25 protein-coding genes are annotated in these 26,575 nt (G+C 69.7%); 4 read left to right on the forward strand and 21 right to left on the reverse strand.

Annotation, left to right across the window (positions count from 1 at the left end; all coding sequences use genetic code 11):
• Positions 1 to 2: 2 nt before the first annotated feature.
• On the forward strand, positions 3 to 596 hold the full coding sequence (gene metW / locus ACE3OU_RS01395) for a methionine biosynthesis protein MetW (RefSeq protein WP_374239738.1): 594 nt from the start codon (positions 3 to 5) through the stop codon (positions 594 to 596).
• 78 nt (positions 597 to 674) lie between these two features.
• Here metW and ACE3OU_RS01400 read toward each other — a convergent pair whose 3' ends face one another.
• Positions 675 to 1,448 (reverse strand): PEP-CTERM sorting domain-containing protein, encoded by a 774-nt coding sequence (locus tag ACE3OU_RS01400; protein WP_374239739.1) that lies wholly within the window; start codon positions 1,446 to 1,448, stop codon positions 675 to 677.
• 234 nt (positions 1,449 to 1,682) lie between these two features.
• A complete protein-coding gene (locus tag ACE3OU_RS01405) occupies positions 1,683 to 3,236 on the reverse strand; it encodes a hypothetical protein (protein WP_374239740.1) in 1,554 nt (517 codons plus the stop codon).
• 195 nt (positions 3,237 to 3,431) lie between these two features.
• Here ACE3OU_RS01405 and ACE3OU_RS01410 point away from each other — a divergent pair, with 195 nt between their 5' ends.
• On the forward strand, positions 3,432 to 3,917 hold the full coding sequence (locus tag ACE3OU_RS01410; protein WP_374239741.1) for a reverse transcriptase-like protein: 486 nt from the start codon (positions 3,432 to 3,434) through the stop codon (positions 3,915 to 3,917).
• A gap of 158 nt (positions 3,918 to 4,075) precedes the next feature.
• On the opposite strand, the gene ACE3OU_RS01415 is transcribed toward ACE3OU_RS01410, so the two are convergent.
• From ACE3OU_RS01415 to ACE3OU_RS01505, 19 genes are all read right to left on the reverse strand, one after another.
• Positions 4,076 to 6,886: an AMP-binding protein gene (locus ACE3OU_RS01415; RefSeq protein ID WP_374239742.1), complete on the reverse strand. Its 2,811-nt coding sequence runs from the start codon at positions 6,884 to 6,886 to the stop codon at positions 4,076 to 4,078.
• Positions 6,883 to 8,175 (reverse strand): MFS transporter, encoded by a 1,293-nt coding sequence (locus tag ACE3OU_RS01420; protein ID WP_374239743.1) that lies wholly within the window; start codon positions 8,173 to 8,175, stop codon positions 6,883 to 6,885. Before ACE3OU_RS01420 ends, ACE3OU_RS01415 begins: the two co-directional genes overlap by 4 nt.
• Positions 8,176 to 8,211: 36 nt before the next feature.
• Entirely contained in the window at positions 8,212 to 8,739 is a 528-nt protein-coding gene (locus ACE3OU_RS01425; RefSeq protein WP_374239744.1) for a Gx transporter family protein, read from the reverse strand.
• A complete protein-coding gene (locus ACE3OU_RS01430; protein ID WP_374239745.1) occupies positions 8,720 to 9,118 on the reverse strand; it encodes a NusG domain II-containing protein in 399 nt (132 codons plus the stop codon). The genes ACE3OU_RS01425 and ACE3OU_RS01430 overlap by 20 nt, the downstream gene beginning before the upstream one ends.
• Positions 9,115 to 9,954 carry an RNase adapter RapZ gene (gene rapZ, locus ACE3OU_RS01435; RefSeq protein WP_374239746.1) on the reverse strand — a complete coding sequence of 280 codons (840 nt, stop codon included), beginning with the start codon at positions 9,952 to 9,954 and terminating at the stop codon, positions 9,115 to 9,117. The genes ACE3OU_RS01430 and rapZ overlap by 4 nt, the downstream gene beginning before the upstream one ends.
• 149 nt (positions 9,955 to 10,103) lie before the next feature.
• Entirely contained in the window at positions 10,104 to 11,021 is a 918-nt protein-coding gene (locus ACE3OU_RS01440; protein WP_374239747.1) for an MBL fold metallo-hydrolase, read from the reverse strand.
• Complete coding sequence (locus ACE3OU_RS01445; protein ID WP_374239748.1) at positions 11,018 to 11,197, reverse strand: DUF1289 domain-containing protein; 180 nt, start codon at positions 11,195 to 11,197, stop codon at positions 11,018 to 11,020. The genes ACE3OU_RS01440 and ACE3OU_RS01445 overlap by 4 nt, the downstream gene beginning before the upstream one ends.
• Positions 11,194 to 11,397, reverse strand: coding sequence for a DUF1289 domain-containing protein (locus tag ACE3OU_RS01450; protein ID WP_374239749.1), 204 nt, complete (start codon positions 11,395 to 11,397; stop codon positions 11,194 to 11,196). The genes ACE3OU_RS01445 and ACE3OU_RS01450 overlap by 4 nt, the downstream gene beginning before the upstream one ends.
• A gap of 55 nt (positions 11,398 to 11,452) precedes the next feature.
• Positions 11,453 to 12,370 (reverse strand): hydroxymethylglutaryl-CoA lyase, encoded by a 918-nt coding sequence (locus tag ACE3OU_RS01455; RefSeq protein WP_374239750.1) that lies wholly within the window; start codon positions 12,368 to 12,370, stop codon positions 11,453 to 11,455.
• An 11-nt stretch (positions 12,371 to 12,381) separates the two neighbouring features.
• The gene (locus tag ACE3OU_RS01460) at positions 12,382 to 14,073 is read right to left on the reverse strand and encodes an AMP-binding protein (protein ID WP_374239751.1); all 1,692 of its coding nucleotides are present in this window, start codon (positions 14,071 to 14,073) and stop codon (positions 12,382 to 12,384) included.
• 81 nt (positions 14,074 to 14,154) lie between these two features.
• Entirely contained in the window at positions 14,155 to 16,158 is a 2,004-nt protein-coding gene (locus ACE3OU_RS01465) for an acetyl-CoA carboxylase biotin carboxylase subunit (RefSeq protein ID WP_374239752.1), read from the reverse strand.
• 30 nt (positions 16,159 to 16,188) lie between these two features.
• Positions 16,189 to 16,983, reverse strand: coding sequence for an enoyl-CoA hydratase/isomerase family protein (locus ACE3OU_RS01470; RefSeq protein WP_374239753.1), 795 nt, complete (start codon positions 16,981 to 16,983; stop codon positions 16,189 to 16,191).
• Positions 16,984 to 17,099: 116 nt separating this feature from the next.
• Positions 17,100 to 18,707 (reverse strand): carboxyl transferase domain-containing protein, encoded by a 1,608-nt coding sequence (locus ACE3OU_RS01475; protein WP_374239754.1) that lies wholly within the window; start codon positions 18,705 to 18,707, stop codon positions 17,100 to 17,102.
• Positions 18,708 to 18,739: 32 nt separating this feature from the next.
• Positions 18,740 to 19,324 (reverse strand): TIGR00730 family Rossman fold protein, encoded by a 585-nt coding sequence (locus ACE3OU_RS01480; RefSeq protein WP_374239755.1) that lies wholly within the window; start codon positions 19,322 to 19,324, stop codon positions 18,740 to 18,742.
• Between the two features lie 13 nt (positions 19,325 to 19,337).
• Entirely contained in the window at positions 19,338 to 19,961 is a 624-nt protein-coding gene (locus ACE3OU_RS01485) for a 2-hydroxychromene-2-carboxylate isomerase (RefSeq protein ID WP_374239756.1), read from the reverse strand.
• Positions 19,962 to 19,977: 16 nt separating this feature from the next.
• Entirely contained in the window at positions 19,978 to 20,418 is a 441-nt protein-coding gene (locus ACE3OU_RS01490; protein ID WP_374239757.1) for a PaaI family thioesterase, read from the reverse strand.
• A gap of 9 nt (positions 20,419 to 20,427) precedes the next feature.
• Entirely contained in the window at positions 20,428 to 21,570 is a 1,143-nt protein-coding gene (gene can / locus ACE3OU_RS01495) for a carbonate dehydratase (RefSeq protein WP_374239758.1), read from the reverse strand.
• Positions 21,571 to 21,749: 179 nt separating this feature from the next.
• A complete protein-coding gene (locus tag ACE3OU_RS01500) occupies positions 21,750 to 22,922 on the reverse strand; it encodes an isovaleryl-CoA dehydrogenase (protein ID WP_374239759.1) in 1,173 nt (390 codons plus the stop codon).
• 180 nt (positions 22,923 to 23,102) lie between these two features.
• A complete protein-coding gene (locus ACE3OU_RS01505; RefSeq protein ID WP_374239760.1) occupies positions 23,103 to 23,546 on the reverse strand; it encodes a MerR family DNA-binding transcriptional regulator in 444 nt (147 codons plus the stop codon).
• A 109-nt stretch (positions 23,547 to 23,655) separates the two neighbouring features.
• Between ACE3OU_RS01505 and ACE3OU_RS01510 the strand changes: the two genes are divergently transcribed.
• Both ACE3OU_RS01510 and ACE3OU_RS01515 read left to right on the forward strand, forming a co-directional pair.
• The gene (locus tag ACE3OU_RS01510; protein WP_374239761.1) at positions 23,656 to 24,678 is read left to right on the forward strand and encodes an MBL fold metallo-hydrolase; all 1,023 of its coding nucleotides are present in this window, start codon (positions 23,656 to 23,658) and stop codon (positions 24,676 to 24,678) included.
• A gap of 15 nt (positions 24,679 to 24,693) precedes the next feature.
• A complete protein-coding gene (locus tag ACE3OU_RS01515; protein ID WP_374239762.1) occupies positions 24,694 to 26,520 on the forward strand; it encodes a PHA/PHB synthase family protein in 1,827 nt (608 codons plus the stop codon).
• Positions 26,521 to 26,575 lie beyond the last annotated feature (55 nt).

A 26,575-nucleotide genomic window follows, 5' to 3' on the forward strand; every position in this document is an offset into this window, starting at 1 on the left:
GCATGAGCTACCAACGCTACGACTACGACGTGATCGCCAACTGGATCGAGCCCGGCGAGCGGGTGCTCGACCTCGGCTGCGGCGATGGCAGCCTGCTGCGCCACCTCGCCCAGGTGCGCCAGGTGCGCGGCTACGGCGTCGAGAACGACCCCGAGCGCATCGTGGCCTGCGCCCGCAACGGCATCAACGTGATCCAGATCGACATGGAGCAGGGCCTCGCCGGCTTCGACGACGGCTTCTTCGACCACGTCATCATGAGCCTGTCGCTGCAGGCCATGCGCAACACCCAGGGCATCCTCGCCGAGATGCTGCGGGTCGGCCGCGAGGCGGTGGTCAGCTTTCCCAACTTCGCCTACTGGCGCCACCGCCAGGCCATCCTCAACGGGCGCATGCCGGTCTCCAAGAACCTGCCCTACCAGTGGTACGACACGCCCAACGTGCGCTTCTTCACCATCGCCGACTTCGACGCCCTGTGCGAGCAGGAGGGCATCCTGATCCGCGAACGCCTCGCCTTCGACGAGGACAAGGTGATCGTGGAGGAGCCCAACTTCCTGGCCAGCGTGGCGCTGTACCGGCTGGGGCGGGCGGCAGGGTGAGGAGGTTACCGACCTCTAAAATGGCACACAGCCCCTTCCCGAACCGGGAAAGGGCTGTGTTTCAGTAAAGACTACCTGTCAGCGCCGACGACGCGAGCGGCGAAGCCCCGCCCCCAGCCCCGTCAGGCCCAGCGCCACGAGGGCCGTGCTGGCAGGCTCGGGTATTTCGTTCAACTTCAGCTCGAATGCGAGATGCTCATAAAGCACGTTGGAAGGGGTGGCAAATGCCCCGTCAGTCGCGGCGATTGCGAGTAGGTTCTCACCCCCCTGGATAAGCATGAAGGGCATTATCCCAACTTCAAAAACATGGTCTGGCCCCAGATCACCGGGGGTTCCGTAGTCCCGCGTGTTTCCCATAACGACGAAGCCGTTGAGACTCACGATAAAATCGTCGTCCGCCCGTACCCTCAAGATTGCCGAGTAGCCTTCAGGGAAGGTCGGCAAGGTGAATGTGGTGCGGAAATAGGCTTTATTGACACCCGTCGAGCCATCGGATGAGTTCGCCGGGTCGTGCCAGATGTAGTAGGACTGGCGGGCATCTGGATCATTGCTCCAATAATGCGGCGTGTTGCTGGGTACCGGATAGCCATATCGTGGCGCAACCCAGCTGGAGTCGTCGTATGCGGATGACATCCAGAAGTTACCATCCGCATCATTTTCGGCCGACGCACTGGATACCGTCGCGACAGCAATATGGCTCGCATTCTGCCAGTGAGTTCCCTGCGAGGATGAATCAATCATCAGCATGAAGTTGCCGGCATTCAACTCTGCGCTGGCGTTCCCCGACAGACCGACCATCCCGCACACGGATACAGCGAGTGCCAGGGCACCCTTCCTTATTGTCATCATCATCTCCTCCTAGCTTTTGGTTTAAAAGGCGCTGCGCATATCTGCCAGACCTGAATACACCGAAGCTAACTTTAGGGTGCAGGCGGTTCCAATTCGGTTACACAGCGGCTCTGCCCCTAACGCTTCTCCGTAGCAGCACCCACAAGCATCGCCAGGGACGAGCCACCCGGCAGCGCAAGACGCTACGCACTCGGAGGTCCCGACCTGCGGCGGCCCGAGGGTCGGCCAAGAACCAGCCTACCCCTCCAGCACATCCACCCAGCACAGCCCCCGCACCAGGCTCACCCGCCCCTGCTTGACATGCACCCAGTTCACCGGCTCGTCGCCCTCGCGGCAGCCCAGCCGGCGCAGGCGGTGAAGCGCGACCTTCAGGTTCTGCAGAGCCTTGTCGCCCTCGGCGTCGGGCCACAGCATGTCGGCGAGGCGGGAGGCAGGGACCTTCTGGCCGCCTTCGCAGATCAGCGCGACGAGCAGCATGCGGGTGCGCTGGCCTTTCCAGTCGCGGTCGTAGATGCGCCGGCCGTCGATCTCGACGATGAACTCGCCGAGGGTCTGGATTCGGACCCGCGGCAGGGCGCCGCTCCCGCCGAGCAGGGCCTCCAGCCCGTCCAGCCAGCCGTGCGGCCGGTGAAGGGGGCGCAGCGTCTCGCCCACCGGGACGAGCCCCCGCGCCGCGGCAAGGCCGCTGCGGGCACGATCCAGTTCGCCGCAGCAGGCATCGAGCATCGCGAGTTCCAGGCGGGCCACGGCCACGAGCCGGTTGAGCCCTGCCGCCAGCCAGCCGGGGCTCGCACGCCGGAACACCTCCCGGGCCTCCGGGCAGCGGTGCAGGTCAGCCAGCGCCTGCACGCGCAGCAGCACGCCTAAGGCCGAAAGGAGACCGACGCCGCCCGCCCCCGCCTCCTCGATGCAGGCCTCGGCACGCTCAAGGGCACGCAGACTCAGGCCACCGCGAAGCGCCAGCACGCCCAGCGCGAGGTGACGGTAGGCGCACAGCAGGCGGCGACCCGCCGGGATACACACCTCCCCGAGGCTGCGCGCCAGATCGGCGCTCTCCGCCTCGCACCCCAGCGCCGCAGCTGCGTAGAGGCGATGCCCGAGGAGGAGCACCCGCAGCGTCTCGGGCCAGTCCGCCCTGTCGGCCAGACCGGTGGCGACGGCGAGCTCCGCGTGGGCACGCTCCGGCTCGCCGAGCATCAGGGCCACCAGGCCTGCCGCGCCACGCACCACGAGTTGGGCGAACGGGGCTGCATCGTGACGGGCACACAGGAAGACCGCGTCACTGAGGCGCACGTCGGCCCGGACCGCCCGGCCCGCCAGGGCGTCCGCGATGCCCAGCAAGGCTAGGCAGACGAGCTGCCGGGAGCTTGCGTCTTCGGCGACAGCGAGGTTCAGGCCCTTGTGTGCCGCATCGGCCGCCCGGGCGATCTCCGCCTCACCCAGCAGGGCCAGCACCCCCAGGCGCAGCCACGCCTCGCCCGCCAGCGAGGCCGGACAGGTCGGCGCCTCCAGCCGGGCAAGCAGTTCGGCGCGCTTGCCACCGAGGCTCGCCAGCCCGGCGCCGCAGCACAGGTGCGCGTCGATGACCCGCAGGCAAGCGAGGATCGCCGTGCCGGCGGCCCCTGCCGCGGCATCCTGCCCGGGTAACCCGATGACGCCGCCCCCTGCGGCGGCCAGCGCTGAGCGGGCCTCCTCGTCCGGCGGGCACGGCGGGCAATCCCACAGGCCATCCACCCCGCCCTCCCACTCGGCTTCCCTGTCAAAACGACTTTCGGCAGGAGATGCAACCACGATTCGGAACCCCTAAAGTGAGTACCCACGACAAGCATCGTGAATCAACCCACCCTTTATTCATAGCCCGGGAACGACGTTCAGGTATATCTTGCGCGCGCATTTAACAAAAAGCCTTACTGCGTTACAAACGGGCTCCACAGTTTCGGCGGGTAGCGTTAGAGTCCGGGACCGTCACCCTTGAACCTCCGCCCCATGACCACCCCCGCCGTCGCTCCCCCGCCCCCTGGGCCCGCCGAGTGGCAGCTGTGGTTCGACGGCTCGGCCCAGCCAAACCCGGGCCGGCTGGGGCTCGGCGCGGTACTCGTCGGCCCCGGCGGGGAACGCCGCGACTGCTCGGTACTGGCGCCTGGCCACGGCTGCAACAACGAGGCCGAGCTGCTCGCCCTCGCCAAGGCCCTGGAGCTGGCCCGGGACGCCGGCGCCCGGCATCTGGTACTGCGCGGCGACAGCGACTTCGCGGTGCGCCACCTGCGCGGCGAGGCGGTGACCCAGGTGGGCCGGCTGCAGGCGCTGGTCGCCATGATCCGCGGGGAGCTCGGCGGCTTTGCCTCGGTGCGCCTCGAATGGGTGCCGCGCCACCGCAACCCGGACGCCGACCGCCTGTCCCGCGCCGCCCTCGGCCTTCCCGACAAACCCGCGGGGCGGCCCAGCGCGAAAAAGAAGAAACGCCATCGTTAGCCAGGGCGGGCAGCCCCCACGCCAGGCTCCGGACCCGGTGCCGCGGCACCAAGCCTCGCCGTAACCCTTGCGAGCCGTGCGGTCCGCGCTGCAGATCAGCGCTCACACACTTTTGAACTCCAGGCCCTTGGCCCCGAGCCTGCCCCCTGCCGCGCCCGTCAAGGCGACGTGGCGTCGGCCTCCGGCTCGCCGCAGTGGCGCAGGATCCCGGCCCGCGCCGCATCGCGCAGACGGACCGCCTCGCCGAACCCCTCGGCGCCATCAATAGGCAAAACGGGCGGACAGATGACCACCGCCAGCGGGCTGCGGCGGGGCCGCCACTGGTCGGCGCGCAGCCAGGCGCGGCTGCCGCGGATCGCCACCGGCACCACCGGTACGCGGGCATGGGCCGCGGCGGCGAAGGCGCCCAGGTGGAAGGGCCGCAGGCCCGGCGTGGGCGTGAAGGTACCCTCGGGGAAGAAGGCCAGGGAGCGCCCGCCCGCCACCGCCGCCGCCAGCCGCGCGGCGTCCTCGGCGCCCTGCCGCACATCGAAGCGCTCGACGAACTCCACCCCCAGCCGCCTCAGATAGATCCGCGGGACGAACTGCCCGAGCAGTTCCCGCTTGGCGACAAAGCCCACATGGCGCGGCAGCGCGGCCGCCAGCACGATGCCATCGAGATAGCTGGCGTGGTTGGCCACCAGCACATGGACCTGCCCCGGGGGCGGCAGGTGCTCGAGCCCCTGCACCTGCACCGGCGTGCCGCAGAGGCGCAGGAAGCCCCGCGCCGCCGCGCGGCCGGCCGCCCAGGCCCACTCCGGCCGCGGCAGCAGGGCCGTGACCAGCCAGGTGAGCGGGGCGACGAACGCAAACAGCAGCCCGACCCGCAGGGCGTACCCCCATCCGCCGGCCAGCGCCAGCCCCCGGCGGACGCGCAGCCCCGCCGCCGCCAGCACCAGCCGCGAGACCTGCCACCCCACGGCACGCCGGCGGGCGCCGATCCGCCCCGCCTCGTACAGCTCGCGGCAGGCGGAGCGGCGCACCTTGCCGCTGGACGTCTTGAGCACCGTGCCGGGCGGCGCCAGCGCCACCTCGTCGGCCGGCTCGCCGAGCACCTCCAGCACCCGCCGGGCGATCGCGGCCTGCAGCGCGGCGCGCCCGGCCGGGTCCACGGCGTGGGTCTCGGCCAGCACCACCAGGCGCTCGGTGCCCGCCGCCGGATCGGGGCTGCCGAAGACGGCGACACAGCCCTTGCGCACGCCGGCCAGCTCGCCCACCGCCAGCTCCAGCTCATGGGGGTAGATGTTGCGCCCGCCACGGATGATGATGTCCTTGACGCGGCCGGTGATGAAGAACTCGCCGGCAACGGCATAGGCCTGGTCGCCGCTGTCCAGCCAGTCGCCATGGAACAGCCGGCGGGTCTGCTCCGGGTTGCGATAGTAGCCGCCCGCTGCCGACGGCCCCTTGAACTCCAGCCGGCCCTCGACCCGCTCGCCGAGCTCCTGCCCGGCCCCGTCGACAACCCGCACCTGATGGCCGGGCAAGGGCCGGCCCCAGGACACGAAGGCCAGCGCGTGGGCATGCCCCGGCGCGGCGGGACGGGCCTCCCCCATACGGGTGAAGGCATCCCGGTCGATCCGCTCGACCCACGGCCCGCGTCCGAGGGGCGGCACCAGCAGCCCGACCGTCGCCTCCGCCAGCCCATACACCGGCGTCAGCGCCCCCGGACGCAGGCCGCTGCCGGCGAAGCGTTCGGCAAAGCGGCGCAGGGTGTCGGGATTGACCGGCTCGGCGCCGCAGGCCAGCAGGCGCAGCGACGACAGGTCGAGCCCCGCCGGCGGCGCATCGGCCAGCCGCCGGAGACACAGCTCGAAGGCGAAATTGGGTGCCGCGCTCAGGGTGCCGCGGTGGCGGTGGATCGCCCACAGCCAGCGCTCCGGCCGCGCCAGGAAGGCGAGCGGCGACATCACCACCAGCGGGTTGCCGAAGTAGAGGCTGACCAGCCAGGCGCTGATCAGGCCCATGTCGTGGTACAGCGGCAGCCAGCTGACGAACACATCGACCGGCGTCACGCCAATGGCCTGGCCGATGGCGCGGATGTTGGCGAGCAGGTTGGCGTGGGTCAGCACCACGCCCTTGGGGTTGCCCGTGCTACCCGAGGTGTACTGGATGAAGGCGATGTCGTCGGCCCGCAGCGCCACCGGTGTCGGCGGGCTATCCGCCGTGAGGCCGGCCACGGTGACCACCCGGCGCAGGCCGGGCACGCCGGCTTCGAGCAGGCGCGCCACCGGCATGGCCTCCGGCACGGTGACGAGGATGCCCGCCCCGGCATTGGCGAGGATGCCGATGTGGCGGCGCACGTGCTCCTCGATCTGCGCTGGCCGCGCCGGCGGGTAGATCGGCACCGGGATGCCGCCGGCCAGCAGGACCCCGAAGTAGGCGAAGAAATACTCCCGCGAGGTCGGCAGCATGATCGCCACCGTCTGCCGCGGTTGCAGGCCGAGTCCCTGCAGCCCCGCCGCGACGGCGCCCGCCACCTCGCGCAGGTGCCGGTAATCGACCCGCTCCTCGGCATCTCCCTCGGTGAGCAGGATGATCTGGGTGCGCCCGGGGTGGGCCTCGACGTGCCAGTCGAGCACCTCGACGAGGGTCGCTGCCGCGGCCGGCACCGGCGCGGGCCCACCGGTGGCAGGCGGCGGCCCGGTGGAGGCGCGGGCAAACGCCGGGGCCGCGGCGTGGGTGGGGGCCACGGCGATCGCCGCCAGCAGGTCGCGCGGGGTGAGCGCGGTCTGCAGGGTGGCCTCGGGCAGCGCGACGCCGAAGGTCCGCTCGACGCGCTGCAGCAGCTCGACCCGCGCCAGGCTGTCGAAGCCGAGGTCCTGCTCAAGCCGGCTGTCGAGGCCGATCCCGGCGGGAGTCGCCCCCCGATGCAGCTCGGCATGGGTTGTGCGCACCACGGCGAGCAGGGCCTCCGCGGTGCCGGGGATCATGACTGGGCGCTCCGGTGCCCGCGCTCGGGATCGACACCGGCCAGGATCACCAGCCCGACCACGAAGTAGCTGCCGGTGATGAGGATCGCCAGGCGGTGGTCGCCGCCGGTGAGCCAGGTGACCGCCCCGTAGGTGAGCGGCCCGAGGATGGACGACAGCTTGACCGCCAGCCCCCACAGCCCGAAGAACTCGCCGTGGCGGTCCGGCGGCGCCAGGTAGCCCACCAGCGCCCGGCCGGCCGACTGGCTGGCGCCCAGGCACAGGCCGGCGATGTTGGCGGCGAGCCAGAACAGCGGCGGGCGGGTGGCGGCCCAGGCCAGCAGGATCATCACGATCCAGCCGCCCAGGGTGAGGGCGATCGCCCGCCCGTGGCCGATGCGGTCCTGCAGGTAGCCGAAACCGAAGGCGCCGACGGCGGCGGTGATGTTCACCACGAAGATCAGGCCGATCGTCTCTTTGGTGCTGAAGCCCATCGCCTCCACCGCGTAGATGGCCGCCAGCGCGATCACCGCCTGGATGCCGGCCTGGTAGAACACCACGCACAGCATGAAACGGCGCATGTCGCGGTAGGGGCCGCTGCCGCGCAGCGCGTGCAGGGTGTGGCGGACACGGGTCCATGCCGGCATGGACGCGGCCGCCGGCGCCGTCTTGCGCTCGCGCAGCAGCAGGAAGGTCGGCGCCGAGGCCAGCGCGAACAGCAGCGCGGTGATCAGCATCGTCACCGGCACGTAGTCGGCGGCGGCGTGGCCCTGCCCTTCCGCCCAGGTGATGTAGGCGAGGCAGGCGCCGAGGCTGCCGAGGCCACCCAGATAACCGAGGCTCCAGCCCCAGCCGGACACCTTGCCGAGGCTGTCGTCGTCGGCGAGCTCGGGCAGGAAGGCGGCGATGAGGTTCTCGCCGCTGCCGAAGCAGTAGTTGGACAGCACCAGAAAGCCGATCGCCACCCCGATGTCGCCGGGCCCGGCCAGCGCCAGGCCGGCGGTGCCGAGCACGCAGCCGGCGGTGGTGAACGCCAGCAGCCGCTTCTTGGCGCCGTGGGCGTCGGCCCAGGCCCCGACGAAGGGCGCGGAGAGCAGGATCAGCGCATAGGAGGCCGCCAGCGCCGCCGTCCACGCAAAGGTGGCCCACGGGGCGCCGCCGGCGATCGCGGCGACGAAATAGGCGTTGAAGATCGCGGTGATCACCACCGTGGTGTAGCCGGAGTTGGCGAAGTCGTACATCGCCCACGCCCAGACTTCCCTGCGCCTGACGCCCGGGCGCAGGCTCGGGGCCGCTTCACGATCCGTCATGCCGTATCCATTGGGTATGAGGGGAGTATAGGCCGCTCAGGCGGCGGCGTCGCCGTCCATCAGCCGCGCCGCCACCAGGCCATTGACCAGCCCGAAGACCGTCGCCGCGAGGGCGAACACCGGCACCAGATAGAACACCCCGTCGTGGGGCACCAGCCAGATGCGTGCCACCATCAGCTGACCCGCGATGTGGGCGAAAGCTGCCAGCACGCTGTGGCTGACCGGCCCGAACCAGCGCCGCGGCAGATGCGCGGAGAGGCCCAGCATGGCCAGGCTGGCGAGCCCGCCGACGAGGCTCAGGAAGAAGCCCGGCGCCAAAAACTGCCCCAGCACCAGGCTGCCGACGATCACCCGCAGCAGCGCCACCCAGGCCGCCTCGCGCCAGCCCCAGCGGGCCAGCACAATAAGGGTGACGATGTTGGCGAGGCCGGGCTTGACCCCCGGCAGCGGCAGCGGAATCGCCGCTTCGGCCACCGTCAGCACGATGGCCGCCGCCGCGTGGCGGGCGACCCGGTGGTCGTCGGCACTGGGGCGGAGTTCGATCTCAGTAGCTGAGGGAGTCATAGTGGGCGTTCCGCCCGGCCAGCGCCAGGCTGACCTGGTTGGGGGCGCAGATGGCCACCGCGCCGGCGCTCGCCAGCCAGCCCTGGCGCACGCAGTACTGGCGCGGGCCGGGATCGGCCGCCACGCGGGCGCGGCCGGGCTGGATCTCGATGCGGGTCTGCCCCAGCGGCCCCGGCACCTCGACGATGCGCGGCGTACCGAGGTCGACTTCGAGAAAGACCTTGCCGCCGGCCCGGATGATGGCCTTGTCCGGCCGCCCACCCTGCCACAGGGCCAGCACCGAGGCCCCGCAGGCCGCGGCCGCGAGAGCCAGCACCAGCAGGTCGCCGGCCTTCAGGTGACGCGCCCAGGCCGCCAGCCAGACGCGCAGCGCCGTCATTTGAAGGAGCGGTGCCTCACCAGGATGCGGGCCGTGTCGCGGAAGCGCGCGGCCAGCTGCTCGGCGATGTACACCGAGCGGTGCTGGCCGCCGGTGCAGCCGATCGCCACGGTGAGGTAGCTGCGGTTGTCGTTGACATAGGACGGCAGCCAGGAGGCGACGAAGGCGTAGATGTCACCGACCATGCGGCCGACCTCGGGCACCCGCTCGAGGAAGTCGATGACCGGCTGGTCGCGGCCGGTGAGGGGCCGCAGCACCGGGTCGTAGTGGGGGTTGGGCAGGCAGCGCACGTCGAAGACCAGGTCGGCATCGACGGGAATGCCGTGCTTGAAGCCGAAGGACTCGAAGAGCAGCGTGATCTGGCTGCCCGGCTCCAGGTCCATGAAGCTCTTGACCCAGTTGCGCAGGGTGTTGGCCGACAGGTCGCTGGTGTCGATGCGGTGGCCGAGCTCGGCCACCAGCGCCAGGGTTTCGCGCTCGCGGGCGATGGCCTCGCCGAGGGTCAGGCTGTCGTCGCCCAGGGGGTGCTTGCGGCGGGTCTCGGAGAAGCGTGCGATGAGGGTGTCGTCGCGGGCGTCGAGGAACAGGAAGCGCACGTCGCGCACCATGCCGCGCAGGGTTTCGAGCTGCCGGGGCAAGGCCGCGATGCCGCTGCCCGAACGCACGTCGATGGCCACCGCGATGCGCTGGTAGCCCGCCCCGCGCAGGTGGGTGACGAGCTGGGGCAGGAGGGCCGACGGCAGGTTGTCGACCACGTAGTGCCCGGAATCCTCCATGACGTTGAGCGCAACGCTCTTGCCGGAGCCGGACAGGCCGCTGATGATGACGAGTTGCATGACTAAGCTTTTTCCGGGGAAGACGACCGATCTGAAGCTGCCAGTCTGTCAGGCGTTTGCGACAACAATGCGCCAACGCGGCGACAGGATAAACAAAACGGGCACCCGCGCCACCCCGCCACGCCACAAAAGCTCACAAGAATGTGACTTCAGGTTACGTCAAGGAAGCCCTCCACACGTCGGACCACGCCGGCGCGCAGCAGTTCGTCGGCCAGCCAGCCGGCCAGGGCCTCGGGGCTGAGGCCGAGGAAGCGCCGGTTGGCCTCCCGGTAGAGGGGCACGCTGGCCAGGTGCGCCGGCAGGTCGTCGAGGGCCACCCGGCGGCGCTCCAGCAGCCAGAAGGTGACGCAGGCGCGGATCGCGTTGCGGGCGATGCGGGCGCCGTCCTCCTCGAAGTAGCGCAGGCGCGCGAAGGCCGCCTCGAGGGCCTCATCCACCTCCACGAAGGGCGCCCCGTGGCCGGGGATGACCCAGTCCACCGACAGCCGGGCGATGGCCTCGAGGGTGTTGCGCGCCGCCTCCAGACCGCCGCCGCTGCCGATCACCTCGGCAAACAGGATGCCGAAGCCGTTGCGCCACAGGGCGTCGCCGGAGATCAGGCCGCGGGCGTCGGGGGCGTGGAAGACCAGGGCGTCCATGTCGTGCCCCGGCGCCGCCAGGGCCTGCCACTCGAAGCCGCCCATCTGCAGGCGCTCGCCGGGGGCGACGAGGTGGTCGGCGCCGAAGCGCTCGCCCTGCTGGTCGGCCACGCTGAGCAGCAGGGCCACCTCGTCCCAGCCGGCCACCGCCGGGCCGATGCCGGCGGGCACGCCGATGGTGCAGCCGAAGGCGCGCTGGACGGCCGCGTTGCCGCCGATGTGGTCGGAATGGGAGTGGGTGTTGAGGAGGCCGGTCAGGCGCCGCCCGGCCAGGGCCTCCCGCAGCAGCGCGACGGTCTGCCCGGCGTGGCTGACGTAGCCGCTGTCGACGAGGATCGCCTCGCCGCCATCGAAGAGCAGCACGTTGTTGGCCGACAGCCAGCCCCGCTCCAGCACCCGGATCGAGGGCGGCAGGGGCACGCGCGTCATGCGGCGTCGCCGGGCGTGGGGCCGACGACCGGCGCGACCACCTCGACGGCGGCCTCCTCGCCGGCCGGCGCGGAATCCGTCTCGCCGAAGATCTCGTCGGCGCTGCGGCCGCAGCCGACGCAGTAGCCCGACTCGTCGATCTCGCAGATGCCGATGCAGGGGTTGTCGGCGCTCACGACGGGCTCCGCGCACCGGCAGCGGTGGTCGCCCCGGCGGCGGCCTTGCGGCGCGCCACCTCGGCGAGGATGGCGAGGCGGCGCCGGTCGTCGGCGCCGCCCCATTCGGTGATCTCGGGGATGCTGCGCAGGCAGCCCTCGCAGTAGCCGCTCTGGGGGTTCATGCGGCACAGGTTGATGCAGGGGGAAGGAACTCTCATGAAACTCTCTTGGGGAATGGCGCCCGCCGCTCGTCGGCGGCGGGTCGTGGTTGCTTCAGGCGCAGGCCTTGGCGCGCTTGGCCAGCACCGCCCGGGCCACCTTGGAGGCCGGCGGGCGGCCGAGGCGCTCGCTGATCCAGCCGGCGGTGTCGACCAGCGCGTCGAGGGAGATGCCGGTCTCGATGCCGAGGCCGTCGAGCATGTATACCACGTCCTCGGTGGCGACGTTGCCGGAGGCGCCGGGCGCGTAGGGGCAGCCGCCGAGGCCGGCCACCGCGCTGTCGAAGCAGGCCACGCCCGCCTCGAGGGAGGCATACACGTTGGCCACCGCCTGGCCGAAGGTGTCGTGGTAGTGGCCGGCGAGCTTGTCCACCGGCACCCGGCGGGCCACCGCGTCGAGCATGCGGCGGGTCTTGCCCGGCGTGCCGGCGCCGATGGTGTCGCCCAGGCTCACCTCGTAGCAGCCCATCGCGAACAGGGTGGCGGCGACGTCGGCCACCGCCTCGGGGCGAATGTCGCCCTCGTAGGGGCAGCCCAGCACGCAGGAGACGTAGCCGCGCACCCGCACGCCCGCCGTCCGGGCCGCCGCCATCACCGGCTCGAAGCGGGCCAGGGATTCGGCGATGGTGCAGTTGATGTTCTTGCGGCTGAAGGATTCGGAGGCCGCGGCGAACACCGCCACCTCGCCGGCCCCGGCAGCCAGCGCGGCCTCGAAGCCCTGCAGGTTGGGGGTGAGCACCGGGTAGCTGACGCCCGGCAGGCGCTCGATGCGGGCCATCACGTCGGCGGCGTCGCCCATCTGCGGCACCCAGCGGGGCGACACGAAGGAGGTCGCCTCGATGGCCTTGAGCCCGGCCGCGCCGAGGCGGGCGATCAGCTCGACCTTGGTCTCGGTGCTGACGATCTGCTTCTCGTTCTGCAGGCCGTCGCGGGGGCCCATCTCGACGATGCGGACATGGGTGGGGAAGTTCATGCTTGCTCCGTTCAGGCGGTGGCCGCGTCCTGCAGGCCAAGGGTCTGCTTCATCTTCTCTCGGATCTGGAATTTCTGGATCTTGCCGGTGACGGTCATCGGGAAGCTGTCCACGAAACTGATGTAGCGGGGAATCTTGTAGTGGGCGATCTGGCCCTGGCAGAAGGCCCGCACCTCGTCCTCGCCGAGGCGCTGCCCTTCACGGACGATGATCCAGGCGCAGAGTTCCTCGCCGTACTTCTTGTCGGGCACGCCCACCACCTGCACGTCGAGCACCTTGGGGTGGCGATAGAGGAACTCCTCGATCTCCCGCGGGTAGATGTTCTCGCCACCGCGGATCACCATGTCCTTGATGCGCCCGACGATGTTGCAGAAGCCCGCGTCGTCGAGGGTCGCGATGTCGCCGGTGTGCATCCAGCCGGCGCGGTCGATGGCCTCGGCGGTCTTGGCCTCGTCGCCCCAGTAGCCGAGCATCACCGAGTAGCCGCGGGTGCACAGCTCGCCGGGGGTGCCGCGGGGCACGATGCGGCCGTCGCTGTCGACGATCTTGACCTCGCAGTGGGGCTGGACGCGGCCCACCGTGGACACGCGCCGCTCGATGGGGTCGTCGGCCCCGCTCTGGAAGCTCACCGGCGAGGTCTCGGTCATGCCGTAGGCGATGGTCACCTCGCCCATGTTCATCTTGTCGATGACGCGCTTCATCACCTCGATGGGGCACGGGCTGCCGGCCATGATCCCGGTGCGCAGGCTGGCCAGGTCGAAGCCGGCGAAGTCCGGGTGGTCGAGCTGGGCGATGAACATGGTGGGCACGCCGTAGCTGGCGGTGCAGCGCTCCTCGGCGACGGTCTGCAGCGTGGCCAGCGGCTCGAAGGCTTCGGACGGGTAGACCATCGTGGCGCCATGGGTGAGGCAGCCCAGGTTGCCCATCACCATGCCGAAGCAGTGGTAGAGCGGCACCGGGATGCACACCCGGTCGCCCTCGCGGAGGCGGATCGCCTCGCCGACGAAGAAGCCGTTGTTGAGGATGTTGTGGTGCGACAGGGTCGCGCCCTTCGGGTTGCCGGTGGTGCCGGAGGTGAACTGGATGTTGATCGGGTCGTCGAACTGCAGGCGCTCGCCCAGCTCGGCCAGCGCCTCGGTCTCGTCGCGCTCGGGCTGGCGCAGCAGGTCGGCAAAATTGAGCATGCCGGGGCTGCGCCCGGCACCCAGGCGGACCACGATCTCGAGGGTCGGCAGGCGGTGGCTGCGCAGCAGGCCGGGTTCGCAGTGGGCCAGTTCGGGCGCCAGGTCGGCGAGCATCGCCAGATAGTCGCTGCTCTTGAAGGACGGCGACAGGATCAACGCGCGGCAGCCCACCTTGTTGAGGGCGTATTCGAGCTCGCTGCGGCGGTAGGCCGGGTTGATGTTGACCAGCACCAGCCCGGCCTTGGCGGTGGCGAACTGGGTGAGCGTCCATTCGTGGTTGTTCTGCGACCAGATGCCGACCCGGTCGCCGGGCTCGAGGCCCAGCCGGCGCAGGCCACAGGCCAGCGCGTCCACCTTGAGGCGCAGCTCGGCGTAGGTCAGGCGGACGTTCTGGTGGCGCACCACCAGCGCCTCGCGTCCGGCATTGCGGGCGCAGGCGTCGTCGAAATAGCGGCCGATGGTCTGGCCGATCAGGGGTTTGTCCGATGCGCCATGGACGTAGCTCAGCGCATTGCTCATCGTTCGTGTCTCCTCACGCTTTGATGGGTGGGGCCCCCGCCCGTCTGCGCGGGCTGGGGAGCCGGGGGATGCGGTCGGCGCTCAGGCCGGGGTGGGCTCGAAGTCCACCAGTTCGGCGCCGTCGCTCACCTGGTCGCCCACCGCGAAGCGGAAGGCCTTGACGGTGCCGGCGGCCGGCGCGGTGATGGTGTGCTCCATCTTCATGGCCTCGAGGATCAGCAGCGGGGCGCCCTTGTCCACCGTGGCGCCGGCCTCGGCGATCAGGGCGATCACCTTGCCGGGCATCGGGGCGAGCAGCCCGCCCTCGGCGCCACCCCCCTCGCCCGCGTGATGCAGCGGGTCGACCGCGGCAAACTGCCAGGCCCGGCCGTGGGCGAAGACGTGCCGGCGCTCGCCGGCGACGACCACCGTGGCGGTGGTGCGCAGGCCGTCGAACTCGGCGCGCAGCAGGCCGCGGGGGTTGAGGCTGCCGCTGACCCGGCTGGTGACGCCGTCGAGGCTGATCTCGAAGGCGCTGCCGCAGCTCGCCACGCCGAGGGTCTTCTGCGCGTCGCCGAGGCGGAAGATCAGGCTGCGCCGGGCGTGGGTGTTGAGGCGCCAGCCGTCGCGCTGGTGCCAGGGCGAGGCGGGCTCCGGGTGGCCAGCGGCCTGCTGGGCAGCCCGCTCGCGCTCGCGCAGCAGCTCGGCGAGGGCCGCCGCCAGCCAGGCCTCGCGGCTGGCGCCGGCCTGCTCGGGGAAGAGATAGTCCTGCTCGCGCTCGATGAGGCCGGTGTCGAGGTCGGCGTTGGCAAAGGCCGGGCAGGCGGTGAGCCGCGACAGGAACTCCACGTTGTTGGAGACGCCCACCACCCGGTAGTCGGCCAGGGCCTGCAGCATGCGGGCCAGGGCGCGGTCGCGGTTGACGTCCCACACGATGAGCTTGGCGATCATCGGGTCGTAGAAGGGGCTGATCTCGTCACCCTCCTCGACGCCGGTGTCGACGCGCACGTGCAGCCCCTCCTCGGGCGGCGCCAGGTGCACCAGGCGGCCGGTGGAGGGCAGGAAACCCTTGGCCGGGTCTTCGGCGTAGATGCGCGCCTCGAGGGCGTGGCCGTTGATGGCGAGCTGCTCCTGGGCCATCGGCAGCGGCTCGCCGGAGGCCACGCGGAGCTGCCACTCGACCAGGTCGAGCCCGGTGATCATCTCGGTGACCGGGTGCTCCACCTGCAGGCGGGTGTTCATCTCCATGAAGTAGAAGGTGCCGTCCTGGTTGGCGATGAACTCGACGGTACCGGCGCCCACGTAGCCCACCGCGCGGGCCGCATCGACGGCGGCCTGGCCCATCGCGGCGCGGCGCTCGGGGGTCATGCCGGGGGCCGGCGCCTCCTCGAGCACCTTCTGGTGGCGGCGCTGCACCGAGCAGTCGCGCTCGAACAGATAAACGTAGTTGCCGTGGGTGTCGCCGAACACCTGGATCTCGATGTGGCGCGGGCGGGTGAGGTATTTCTCGACCAGCACGTGGTCGGAGCCGAAGCTGGCGGCGGCCTCGCGCTTGCACGAGGCCAGCGCGTCGAGGAAGTCGGCGCTCTTCTCCACCAGTCGCATGCCCTTGCCACCGCCGCCCGCGGCGGCCTTGATGAGCACCGGGTAGCCGATGGCGTCGGCCTGCACGTTGAGGAAGCCGGGCTCCTGGTTGTCGCCGTGGTAGCCGGGGGTGAGCGGCACGCGGGCCTTCTCCATCAGCTTCTTGGCCTCGGACTTGGAGCCCATCGCGCGGATCGCCGACACCGGCGGGCCGATGAAGACGACGCCGGCGGCCTCGCAGGCCTCGCAGAAGTCTTCGTTCTCGGACAGGAAGCCGTAGCCCGGGTGGATCGCCTGGGCGCCGGTCTGCTTGGCCGCGGCGATGATGCGCTCGATGACGAGGTAGCTCTCGCGGGCGGCCGCCGGGCCGATATGCACGGCTTCGTCGGCGAGGCGCACGTGGCGCGCGCCGGCGTCGGCGTCGGAATACACCGCCACCGTCTTGATGCCGAGCCGCCGCGCGGTCTTGATGACGCGGCAGGCGATTTCACCGCGGTTGGCGATCAGGATCTTGTTGAACATCGGGTCTCCTCCGGTTCTGTGGTTTTCTTGTCAGTTGCCTGCGCCCGGCACCCAGGCCGCCGGACGCTTGTCGAGGAAGGCGGCGAGGCCCTCCCGGGCCTCGGGGGTGGCGCGCAGGGTGGCGATGCGGCGGGCGGTGTCCTCGACCAGGGCGTCGCTCACCGGCTGGTCGGCCACCGCGCGGATCAGCGCCTTGGCGGCCCCCTGGGAGCGCGGCCCGCCCTGCAGCAGCGCGGCGACGAGCTCGTGCACCCGGGCGTCGATGGCGTCGGCGGCGACCACCTCGTGGGCCAGGCCGAGCTCCCGCGCCCGCGCGGCGGAGATCCGCTCGGCGGTCTGGAAGTAGCGGCTGGCCTGGCGGGCGCCGATGGCGCGGATCACGTAGGGGCTGATCGCCGACGGGATGATCCCGAAGCGCACCTCGGAGGTGGCGAACACCGCGCCCTCGCCGGCGACGCAGATGTCGCAGGCGGACGCGAGGCCCATGCCGCCGCCGAGCGCCGCGCCATGGACGCGGGCGATGGTGGGCTTGTCCATCTCGGCGAGGGTGCGCAGCATGCCGGCGAGCTTGCGGGCGTCGGCGAGGTTGGCCTCGACCGAGGCCTCGGCGGCGCGGCGCATCCAGTTGAGATCGGCGCCGGCCGAGAAGCTCTTGCCGCGCCCGGCGAGCACCACCACGCGCACCGCGTCGTCGGCGTCGAGGGCCTGGCAGGCGGCGGTGAGTTCGGCGATGAGTTGCTCGTTGAAGGCGTTGTGCACGTCCGGGCGGTTCATCCAGATCGTGGCGATGCCGCCTTCACAAAGGATTTCCAGTGTCTCGTACATGTTTTCTCCGTCAGGAGTGAGGAGGCCGGGCGGAGTCGGGCGGCGCTTGCGATCAGCCCGCGCAGCAGGCCGGTACGCGGCCTGGTGACGCTTCGCGCCCTCCTCCTCGCCGCTGGTTACATCCGGAACAGGCCGAACTTGGTCGGCGGGATCGGCGCGTTGAGGCTGGCCGACAGGGACAGGCCGAGGATGCGCCGGGTCTGGGCCGGGTCGACCACGCCGTCGTCCCACAGCCGGGCGGTGGCGTAGTAGGGGTGGCCCTGGTCCTCGTACTGCTGGCGGATCGGCGTCTTGAAGGCTTCTTCGTCTTCCGGGCTCCAGCTGCCGCCCTTGGTCTCGATGCCGTCGCGGCGCACGGTGGCGAGCACGCTGGCGGCCTGCTCGCCGCCCATCACCGAGATGCGGCTGTTGGGCCACATCCACAGGAAGCGCGGCGAATAGGCGCGGCCGCACATGCCGTAGTTGCCGGCGCCGAAGCTGCCGCCGATCAGCACCGTGAGCTTGGGCACCTGGGCGGTGGCGACGGCGGTGACCATCTTGGCGCCGTCCTTGGCGATGCCGCCGTTTTCGTACTTGCGGCCGACCATGAAGCCGGTGATGTTCTGCAGGAAGAGCAGCGGGATGCCGCGCTGGGCGCACAGCTCGATGAAGTGGGCGCCCTTCTGGGCCGACTCGCCGAACAGGATGCCGTTGTTGGCGACGATGCCCACCGGCATGCCGTAGAGCCGCGCGAAGCCGGTGACCAGGGTGGTGCCGTAGCGGGCCTTGAACTCGTCGAAGCGCGAGCCATCGACGATGCGGGCGATCACCTCGCGCACGTCGTAGGGCTTGCGGGTGTCGGTGGGGATCACGCCGTAGAGCTCGGCCGGGTCGTAGAGCGGCGCCTCGGCCGAGGCCAGGTCGAGGCCGACCGGCTTGGTGCGGTTGAGGTTGCCGACGATGCGCCGGGCGATGAAGAGCGCGTGGGTGTCGTTCTCGGCCAGGTGGTCGGCGACGCCGGAGACGCGGGTGTGCACGTCGCCGCCGCCCAGGTCTTCGGCGCTCACCACCTCGCCGGTGGCGGCCTTCACCAGCGGCGGGCCGCCCAGGAAGATGGTGCCCTGGTTGCGCACGATGATGGTCTCGTCGCTCATCGCCGGCACGTAGGCGCCGCCGGCGGTGCACGAGCCCATCACCACCGCGATCTGCGGGATGCCCTCGGCCGACATGTTGGCCTGGTTGAAGAAGATCCGCCCGAAGTGGTCGCGGTCGGGGAAGACCTCGTCCTGCCTGGGCAAAAACGCGCCGCCGGAATCGACGAGGTAGATGCACGGCAGCTTGTTCTGCTGGGCGATCTCCTGGGCGCGCAGGTGCTTCTTGACCGTCATCGGGTAGTAGGTGCCGCCCTTCACGGTGGCGTCGTTGGCGACGATCATGCACTCGACGCCGCTGACCCGGCCGATGCCGGTGATGACGCCCGCCGACGGCGCCTCGTTGTCGTACATGCCCAGCGCGGCGAGCTGGCCGACCTCGAGGAAGGCGGTGCCCGGGTCGAGCAGGTGGTCGACCCGGTCGCGCGGGAGCAGCTTGCCGCGGGCGGTGTGCTTGGCCCGCGCGGCCTCGCCGCCGCCCAGGGACACCCGGGCGGCCTGTTCACGCAGGTCGGCCACGATCCGGCCCATCGCCTCGGCGTTGGCCTGGAACTCGGCGGATCGGGGGTTGATGCTGGTTTTTATGATGCTCATGGGTCTCCTCTCGCTCCTTATTTTTTTGTCTGCTACAAATGCTTCTCGTCGCGGATGCGCTTGCCGACGGTGGGCGGGTGGTAGGCCCCCATCGCCCGCAGCAGCGCGGGTACGTCGTCCTCCACCAGCAGCAGGCCGCGGTTTTCGGTCTTCATGAAGCCTTCGCTGACACCCCGCTCCATCATCTGCACCAGCGGCTGGTAATAGCCCTCCACATTGAGTAGCGCGACAGGCTTGCTGTGGAAGCCGAGCTGGGCCCAGGTGAGGATCTCGAAGAGCTCCTCGAAGGTGCCCAGCCCGCCCGGCAGGGCGATGAAGCCGTCGGCCAGCTCGGCCATGCGGGCCTTGCGGGTGTGCATCGAATCGACCACCTCGAGGCGGGTCAGGCCCTCGTGGCCGACCTCCCACTCGAGCAGCGCGCGGGGGATCACCCCCACCACCCGACCGCCGGCGGCCAGGCAGGCGTCGGCGACGATGCCCATCAGGCCGACGTTGCCGCCGCCGTACACCAGTTCGATGCCCCGCTCGGCCAGCAGCGCGCCGAGGGCTTCGGCCGCCGCCCGGTAGGCCGGGCGCACGCCGGCGCGCGAGCCGCAGAACACACAGAGGCGTTTCATGGCTGCCTCCGTGTCAGAACGGGCCGTCCTGCAGCCAGCGCTCCAGCTGCGGCAGACGGTCGGCGCCCCAGAAGGGCTCGCCATCGACGATGACGAAGGGCGAGCCGAACACCCCGCGGGCGATGCCCTGCTCGACCTCGGCGGCGAGCTGGGCCTTGATCTCGGAGCCGGCGAGCACCGCCGACAGTTCGTCCCGGTCGACACCCTGGCCGGCGGCGATGTCGAGCACCGCGCCGAGATCGGAGATGTTCACGTCGTCGACGAAATACGCCCGGTAGGCCGCCAGGCCAAAGGCCTTCGCCTTCGCGGGGCTGCGCCCGTGGAGCCACAGGAAGGCCCGGGCGGCGTGCTGGGTGGGGATCGGAAAGGTGGACGGCTGCCGGTAGGGCAGCCCGAAGAAGCGGGCCGAGCGCGCGATGTCGTGCATCGAGTAGGCGCCCTTCAGGGGGATGCCGGGCAGCGGGCCGAGGCCGGTGAGCTTGAAGGTGGCCCCCAGCAGGAAGGGGTGCCAATTCACCGTGCGGCCGTGGCGGGCGGCGAGGGCGTCGATCTGCTCGGCGGCGAAGTAACCGTAGGGCGACGAGAAGTCGAAGTAGAAATCGAGGGCTGCGGCGGGGGCCGTCGGTGCATTGGTCATCGGCGTTTCCTTGGCGCTAGTGGCCCTTCGGCCACAGGATCATCTGGGTGCAGCGGAACAGGGCCAGGCGGCTGCCGCAGCCCCCGCTGCTCACTTCGGCATCCCACACCTGGGTGTGGCGGTCGCCATGCACGGCGGTGGCCTCGCACAGCAGCACGCCCTCGGTCTGGGTGCCGAAGAAGTTGGTCTTCATCTCGATGGTGCTGAAGCCCGCCGCGCCCTCGGGCAGGTGGGCGCGGGTGGCGTAGCCGGCGGCGCTGTCGGCCAGCGCGATGAGCGCCGCCGCGTGCAGGAAGCCGTCGGGCCCCAGCATCTCCGGGCGGATCAGCATGCGCGCCGACAGGCGCCCCGGCGCCAGGCCCACCGCCTCGACGCCAAACCACGCCGGCAGGTGGCCGACGCCCAGGGCGTTGAGGCCTTCCGGGGTGATGCCTTCGCGGAGCTTGGGGGCGGGCATCGGGCGTCCTCAGTTGGGGAGGGCCTCGAGGGCCGACAGGTAGCGCGGCATCAGGTCGTCGCGCCGCCCCACGTTGATGCCCAGGTCGCGGATCAGGCCGTTCTTGAGGCCATACACCCAGCCATGCACGGTGAGCTGCTGGCCGCGCTTCCAGGCGTCCTGGACGACGATGGTCTGGCAGACGTTAACGACCTGCTCGATGGTGTTGAGCTCGCACAGGCGGTCGTGGCGCAGCTCGGGCGGCAGCAGGTCGACCCGGTCGAGATGCTTGACATGCACGTCCTGCACGTGGCGCAGCCACAGGTCGACGAGCCCGACCCGGTCGCGCTGCAGCGCGGCATTGACGCCTCCGCAGCCGTAGTGGCCGACCACCATGATGTGCTTGACCTTCAGCACATCCACCGCGTACTGGATCACCGACAGGCAGTTGAGGTCGGTATGCACCACCACGTTGGCGACGTTGCGGTGCACGAAGACCTCGCCCGGCAAGAGGCCGATGATCTCGTTGGCCGGCACGCGGGAGTCGGAGCAGCCGATCCACAGGTATTCGGGCGACTGCAGGTGCGACAGCTTCTCGAAGAAGGTCGGGTCCACCTGGCGCATCCGGCGCGACCAGGCGAGGTTGTAGTCGAAGAGGTGGAACAGGTTCTCGTTCTTGACCTCGGATTCGGACCAGTTCTCGAGGTCGAGGGCCAGGAACAGCGTGCCCTCGACGGGGGTCGGGTAGTAGGCCGGCGCCTCCTTGAAGCCGAGCTCCCGGTACAGCTTGACGGCGATGCGCATGGCCGGCAGGGTGTCCATCATCACCTTGCGGTAGCCGAGGGCCTTGGCGGCCTTGATCGCCGCGAGGGCCAGCTGGCGCCCGATGCCGTTGCCGCGCATTTCGGGCTCCACGTAGAGCCGCTTCATCTCGCAGACGCCGTCGGAGGTCGGGCGGATGCCCACGCAGCCGGCCGGGCGGCCTTCAAAGGTCGCAAAGAACAGGCGCCCCGCCGGCGCCGCGTAGGCCCCGGGCAGGGAGGCCATCTCCTCGCCGAAGTCCTGGTAGTCCAGATTCACGCCCAGCCAGGCGGCATAGTTGCGGAAAAACTGCCGGACATGTTCGAGCTCGACGTGGTCGTCGGCTCCCAGAATGTGAAGCTTCACAGGCATCGGTCACCCCTCCATACAAACGAAACAAGCCGACACGATACCCCTCTCGGGAGCCCGTTTCACGCACCGCAACAACAGTCCGCACGACGCTCCACCGCCGGAAAGCCCGGGCGGCGGCGGCGCATGCCTTGCAACAAACGCCCCCCGGCCACGGCCGGGGAGGCGGAACGGGACGACGCTCAGGCCGTCTCGCCGAACAGCTCGCGGCCGATCAGCATCCGGCGGATCTCGCTGGTGCCGGCGCCGATCTCGTAGAGCTTGGCGTCACGCCACAGACGGCCGGTGGCGTAGTCGTTGGTGTAGCCCACGCCGCCGAGGGTCTGGATCGCCTCGCCGGCCATCCAGGTGGCCTTCTCGGCCGAGTAGAGGATCGCGCCGGCGGCGTCCTTGCGCAGGGTGCGGGCGTGGTCGGCCCGGTCGCAGGCCTGGCCCACCGCATACACATAGGCGCGGGTCGCCATCCAGGTGCTGTACATGTCGGCGAGCTTGCCCTGCATCAGCTGGAACTCACCGATGCTCTGGCCGAACTGCTTGCGCTCGTGGAGGTAGGGCACCACGATGTCCATGCACGCCGCCATGATGCCCAGCGGGCCGCCGCACAGCACCGCGCGCTCGTAGTCGAGGCCGCTCATCAGCACCTTGGCGCCGTTGCCGACGCCACCGAGCACGTTCTCCTCGGGGATCTCGCAGTCGTCGAAGAACAGCGGGTAGGTGTTGGAGCCGCGCATCCCCAGCTTGTCGAGGTGGTTGCCGTGGGTGAAGCCCTTGAAGCCCTTCTCGACGATGAAGGCGGTCATGCCCCGGGCGCCGGCGTCCGGATCGGTCTTGGCATACACCACCAGGGTGTCGGCGTCGCCGCCGTTGGTGATCCACATCTTGGCGCCGTTGAGCACGTAGCGGTCGCCCTTCCTGTCGGCGCGCAGCTTCATGCTGACCACGTCGGAGCCGGCGTTGGGCTCGCTCATCGCCAGCGCGCCGATGTGCTCGCCGGAGACCAGCTTGGGCAGGTATTTCTGCTTCTGGGCCTCGCTGCCGTTGCGGCGGATCTGGTTGACGCACAGGTTGGAGTGGGCGCCGTAGGACAGGCCCACCGATGCGGAGGCGCGGGAGACTTCCTCGAGGGCGATGATGTGGGCCAGGTAGCCCATGTTGGTGCCGCCGTACTCCTCGGGCACCGTCATGCCGTGCAGGCCGAGGTCGCCGAGCTTCTTCCAGAGGTCGGCGGGGAACAGGTTGTCCCGGTCGACGTCGGCGGCGCGGGGGGCGATCTCGTTGGCGGCAAAGGCCTGCACGGTGTCGCGCAGGGCCTCGATGGTTTCGCCGAGATGGAAGTTCAGGCTGGGAATGTGCATGGGTGGGTCTCCTCGTATGGTTGTTTTTAGGGTGCTCCGCCAGCCACTTTAACCCCGGAGAAAGACCTTTGAGCAGCGCGGCCCGCAGGGCAGCCGCCTGGCATCTCCGGGACCGGGTGGCTTGGCTTGCCGGCGCCGTTTTGTTACGTTTACGTAAACGTAAATCAATGGCGAAAAAAATCAAGTGTTCTCGTTGAGATTCACACGCGCGGCGAGCTCGGCGCGGGCCTCGGCGGCACCGGCGGGGTTCTCGGCGAGCAGCGCCCGGCACTGGCGTTCGAGCATGCCGATCTCGTCGAGCACCGCCGCGATGTCCTCGCGCTGCTGCTCGAAGGCACGCCGCCGCACATCGAGCACGTCCATGAAGCGCCGCAGCTGGGGCACCGAGTTGCGCACGCCGTCGTACATGCCGATCAGCTCGCCGATCTCGGCCAGCGACAGGCCGAGGCGCTTGCCGCGCAGGATCAGGCGCAGGCTGGTGCGGTCGCGCTTGGAGTAGATGCGCTTGCTGCCGGCACGCTCCGGCGAGAGGAGGCCTTCACCCTCGTAGAAACGGATCGCCCGCGGGGTGATCCCGAACTCGCGGGCGAGATCGCTGATGGTGTAGGTTTGCGGCTGGCTCATGGATCGGACCGGGCGGCTGCCCGTCAGCGGTCGGAAAGCGGGCGAGTTAATCAGATTTCGCAGGCGCGGGCAACGCGCCACGAAGACACGACAACAATCAGGAGAACCGATGCACGCGCAACTGGAATACCCCTTCCCCACCCTGCCCGCCCCCGGCGAGACCCTCGAGGTCGCCCCGGGCGTGCACTGGATCCGGATGACCCTGCCCTTCGCCCTCAACCACATCAACCTGTGGCTGCTCGACGACGGCGAGGGCGTGGCGATTGTCGACACCGGCTACGACCTCGACAGCACCCGCGAGGCCTGGGACGCCATCCTCGCCCGGGTCGGCCGGCCGGTGACGCGCATCATCGTCACCCACTACCACCCGGACCACCTGGGCCTCGCCCAGTGGCTGTCCGAGCGCAGCGGCGCCCGGGTGTGCATGAGCCACGGCGAATTCCTCGCCGGCTACGCCGTCTGGAACGGCCTGCCCGGCTACAACGAGACCGACATGGTGGCCCAGTTCCGCCGCAACGGCCTCGACGAGGCGCGCTGCCAGGCCTTCATGACCCGCGGCAACGCCTACCGGCGCGGGGTGCCCTCGCTGCCGCCGAGCTACCGGCGCCTCTACGAGGACGACCGCCTCGCCATCGGCGGGCGCGAGTGGCGCGTGATCACCGGCCGCGGCCACTCCCCCGAGCACTGCTCGCTGTACTGCGCGGAGGCCGGCGTACTGATTTCGGGTGACATGCTGCTGCCGCGGATCTCCACCAACGTCAGCGTTTTCGCGGTCACGCCGGATGACGATCCGCTAGGCCGTTTCCTGGCTTCGATCCGCGGGTTCGAGCAGTTGCCTGAAACATCTCTCGTGCTACCATCCCACGGTAGTCCGTTCCGTAACATCGGGCTGCGCGTGGCGCAACTCGTCGAACACCACGACGCCCGGTGCACGGAATTGCTTGCGGCCTGTGCCGAAGCCCGCAGCGCCGGGGATGTGCTCAGCACGCTCTTCCCGCGCGAGCTGGACACGCATCAGGTCATGTTTGCCATGGGAGAAGCGATCGCCCACCTCAACCATCTCGAGCACAAGGGAGACGTGCGCCGGATCGAGGGGGTTGATGGCATTGTCCGTTTCGTCAAAAGCAATTAACCAGGAGAGCCCATAATGGCTGCGCCCGAAAGAGAAGCTGCAAAATCCGAACTGCCGGATCCCAAAGAAGTCGCCAAGACCTACGCCGAAGTTGCACAACGGGCCTCCAAGCTGCTGTCCGACCACATCCAGAAGCAGGTCAAGAAGGGCATCAGCGCCCCCGCCGACGAGCTCGGCATCGCCCAGGCCTTCATGGACATGATGGGCAAGCTGCTCGCCAACCCCTACCGTCTCGCCCAGGCCCAGATGAACCTGGTGTGGGATTACTTCTCCCTGTGGCAGCACTCGATGATGCGCTTCTCGGGCATGACCCCGAGCGCACCGATCGCCGCCCCCGAAAAGAGCGACAAGCGCTTCAAGGACGAAGAGTGGCAGGAGCACTTCCTGTTCGACTTCATCAAGCAGTCCTACCTGATCACCGCCCGCCACATCCACGACACCGTGTCGTCGGTGGACGGCCTGGACGACCAGACCCAGAAGAAGGTCAACTTCTACACCCGTCAGTACATCGACGCGCTGTCCCCGTCCAACTTCGCGCTGACCAACCCGGAAGTCTTCCGCGAGACGGTCAAGACCCACGGCCAGAACCTGATCAAGGGCCTCAACAACCTGCTGCGCGACGTCGAAGAGGGTGACGGCAGCCTGCGCGTCAAGATGACCGACACCACCGCCTTCGAGCTGGGCAAGAACGTCGCCACCACGCCGGGCAAGGTCGTCTTCCAGACCGACATGATGCAGCTGCTGCAATACACGCCGAGCACCCCGGACGCCCTCAAGCGCCCGCTGCTGATCGTGCCGCCGTGGATCAACAAGTTCTACATCCTCGACCTGCGCGAGAAGAACTCCTACATCAAGTGGTGCGTCGACCAGGGCCACACCGTCTTCGTGATCTCCTGGGTCAACCCGGATGAGCGCCTCGCCGAGAAGAGCTTCGACTCCTATCTGCTCGAAGGCACCATGGCCGCCGTCGACGCCATCGTCGAGCAGACCGGCGCCAAGGAAATCAACGCGGCCGGCTACTGCCTGGGCGGCACCCTGCTGGCCACCACCCTGGCCTACATGGCCGCCAAGAAGGACAAGCGGATCGCCTCCGGCACCTTCTTCACCACCATGACCGACTTCGCCGAGCCGGGCGAGCTGTCCGTCTTCATCGACGAAGGCCAGATCAACAGCCTCGAGAAGAAGATGTTCGAGCGCGGCTACCTCGAAGGCTCCGAGATGGCCGGCACCTTCAGCATGCTGCGCGCCAACGACCTGATCTGGTCCTTCGTGGTGAACAACTACCTGATGGGCAAGGATCCGTTCCCCTTCGACCTGCTGTTCTGGAACTCCGATTCCACCCGCATGCCGGCGAAGATGCACAGCTTCTACCTGCGCAACATGTACCTCAAGAACCTGCTCAAGGAGCCGGGTGGCATCGAGGTTGCAGGCGTGCCCATCGACCTCTCCAAGATCAAGGTCCCGACCTACTTCATCTCCGCGATCGAAGACCACATCGCCCCGTGGAAGAGCACCTACTCCGGCGCCCTCAACTTCGGTGGTGACGTGCGCTTCGTGCTGGGTGGCTCCGGCCACATCGCCGGCATCGTCAACCCGCCGGCGGCCAACAAGTACGGCTACTGGACCTACGCGGGCAGCAAGCTGCCGGCCACCGCCGACGAGTTCTTCGCCGCCTCCGAGCAGCAGCCGGGCTCCTGGTGGACCGACTGGCAGGCCTGGCTGCTGGCCCAGGACAACGCCAAGGTGCCGGCCCGCGACCCCGTCAAGGGCAAGCTGAAGGTCCTCGAAGACGCCCCGGGCTCCTTCGTCAAGGCCCGCCTCGGCGCCCCGGAAGCCGCGTAAGCATCACACCCGCAACAATCCGGAAGGGGGCTTCGGCCCCCTTTTTCTTTTCATA

The organism is Zoogloea sp. (assembly GCF_041908905.1).
GTDB lineage: Bacteria > Pseudomonadota > Gammaproteobacteria > Burkholderiales > Rhodocyclaceae > Zoogloea.

What these genes read in the sequence shown, in the direction of transcription:
- metW (WP_374239738.1), top strand. Translation starts at nt 3, where the DNA reads ATGAGCTACCAACGCTACGACTACGACGTGATCGCCAACTGGATCGAG.
- ACE3OU_RS01400 (WP_374239739.1), bottom strand. Translation starts at nt 1,448, where the DNA reads ATGATGATGACAATAAGGAAGGGTGCCCTGGCACTCGCTGTATCCGTG.
- ACE3OU_RS01430 (WP_374239745.1), bottom strand. Translation starts at nt 9,118, where the DNA reads ATGACGGCGCTGCGCGTCTGGCTGGCGGCCTGGGCGCGTCACCTGAAG.
- ACE3OU_RS01485 (WP_374239756.1), bottom strand. Translation starts at nt 19,961, where the DNA reads ATGACCAATGCACCGACGGCCCCCGCCGCAGCCCTCGATTTCTACTTC.
- ACE3OU_RS01410 (WP_374239741.1), top strand. Translation starts at nt 3,432, where the DNA reads ATGACCACCCCCGCCGTCGCTCCCCCGCCCCCTGGGCCCGCCGAGTGG.
- ACE3OU_RS01510 (WP_374239761.1), top strand. Translation starts at nt 23,656, where the DNA reads ATGCACGCGCAACTGGAATACCCCTTCCCCACCCTGCCCGCCCCCGGC.
- ACE3OU_RS01500 (WP_374239759.1), bottom strand. Translation starts at nt 22,922, where the DNA reads ATGCACATTCCCAGCCTGAACTTCCATCTCGGCGAAACCATCGAGGCC.
- ACE3OU_RS01480 (WP_374239755.1), bottom strand. Translation starts at nt 19,324, where the DNA reads ATGAAACGCCTCTGTGTGTTCTGCGGCTCGCGCGCCGGCGTGCGCCCG.
- rapZ (WP_374239746.1), bottom strand. Translation starts at nt 9,954, where the DNA reads ATGCAACTCGTCATCATCAGCGGCCTGTCCGGCTCCGGCAAGAGCGTT.
- ACE3OU_RS01415 (WP_374239742.1), bottom strand. Translation starts at nt 6,886, where the DNA reads ATGATCCCCGGCACCGCGGAGGCCCTGCTCGCCGTGGTGCGCACAACC.
- ACE3OU_RS01515 (WP_374239762.1), top strand. Translation starts at nt 24,694, where the DNA reads ATGGCTGCGCCCGAAAGAGAAGCTGCAAAATCCGAACTGCCGGATCCC.
- ACE3OU_RS01425 (WP_374239744.1), bottom strand. Translation starts at nt 8,739, where the DNA reads ATGACTCCCTCAGCTACTGAGATCGAACTCCGCCCCAGTGCCGACGAC.
- ACE3OU_RS01475 (WP_374239754.1), bottom strand. Translation starts at nt 18,707, where the DNA reads ATGAGCATCATAAAAACCAGCATCAACCCCCGATCCGCCGAGTTCCAG.
- ACE3OU_RS01470 (WP_374239753.1), bottom strand. Translation starts at nt 16,983, where the DNA reads ATGTACGAGACACTGGAAATCCTTTGTGAAGGCGGCATCGCCACGATC.
- ACE3OU_RS01440 (WP_374239747.1), bottom strand. Translation starts at nt 11,021, where the DNA reads ATGACGCGCGTGCCCCTGCCGCCCTCGATCCGGGTGCTGGAGCGGGGC.
- ACE3OU_RS01460 (WP_374239751.1), bottom strand. Translation starts at nt 14,073, where the DNA reads ATGAGCAATGCGCTGAGCTACGTCCATGGCGCATCGGACAAACCCCTG.
- can (WP_374239758.1), bottom strand. Translation starts at nt 21,570, where the DNA reads ATGCCTGTGAAGCTTCACATTCTGGGAGCCGACGACCACGTCGAGCTC.
- ACE3OU_RS01420 (WP_374239743.1), bottom strand. Translation starts at nt 8,175, where the DNA reads ATGACGGATCGTGAAGCGGCCCCGAGCCTGCGCCCGGGCGTCAGGCGC.
- ACE3OU_RS01450 (WP_374239749.1), bottom strand. Translation starts at nt 11,397, where the DNA reads ATGAGAGTTCCTTCCCCCTGCATCAACCTGTGCCGCATGAACCCCCAG.
- ACE3OU_RS01505 (WP_374239760.1), bottom strand. Translation starts at nt 23,546, where the DNA reads ATGAGCCAGCCGCAAACCTACACCATCAGCGATCTCGCCCGCGAGTTC.
- ACE3OU_RS01465 (WP_374239752.1), bottom strand. Translation starts at nt 16,158, where the DNA reads ATGTTCAACAAGATCCTGATCGCCAACCGCGGTGAAATCGCCTGCCGC.
- ACE3OU_RS01455 (WP_374239750.1), bottom strand. Translation starts at nt 12,370, where the DNA reads ATGAACTTCCCCACCCATGTCCGCATCGTCGAGATGGGCCCCCGCGAC.
- ACE3OU_RS01490 (WP_374239757.1), bottom strand. Translation starts at nt 20,418, where the DNA reads ATGCCCGCCCCCAAGCTCCGCGAAGGCATCACCCCGGAAGGCCTCAAC.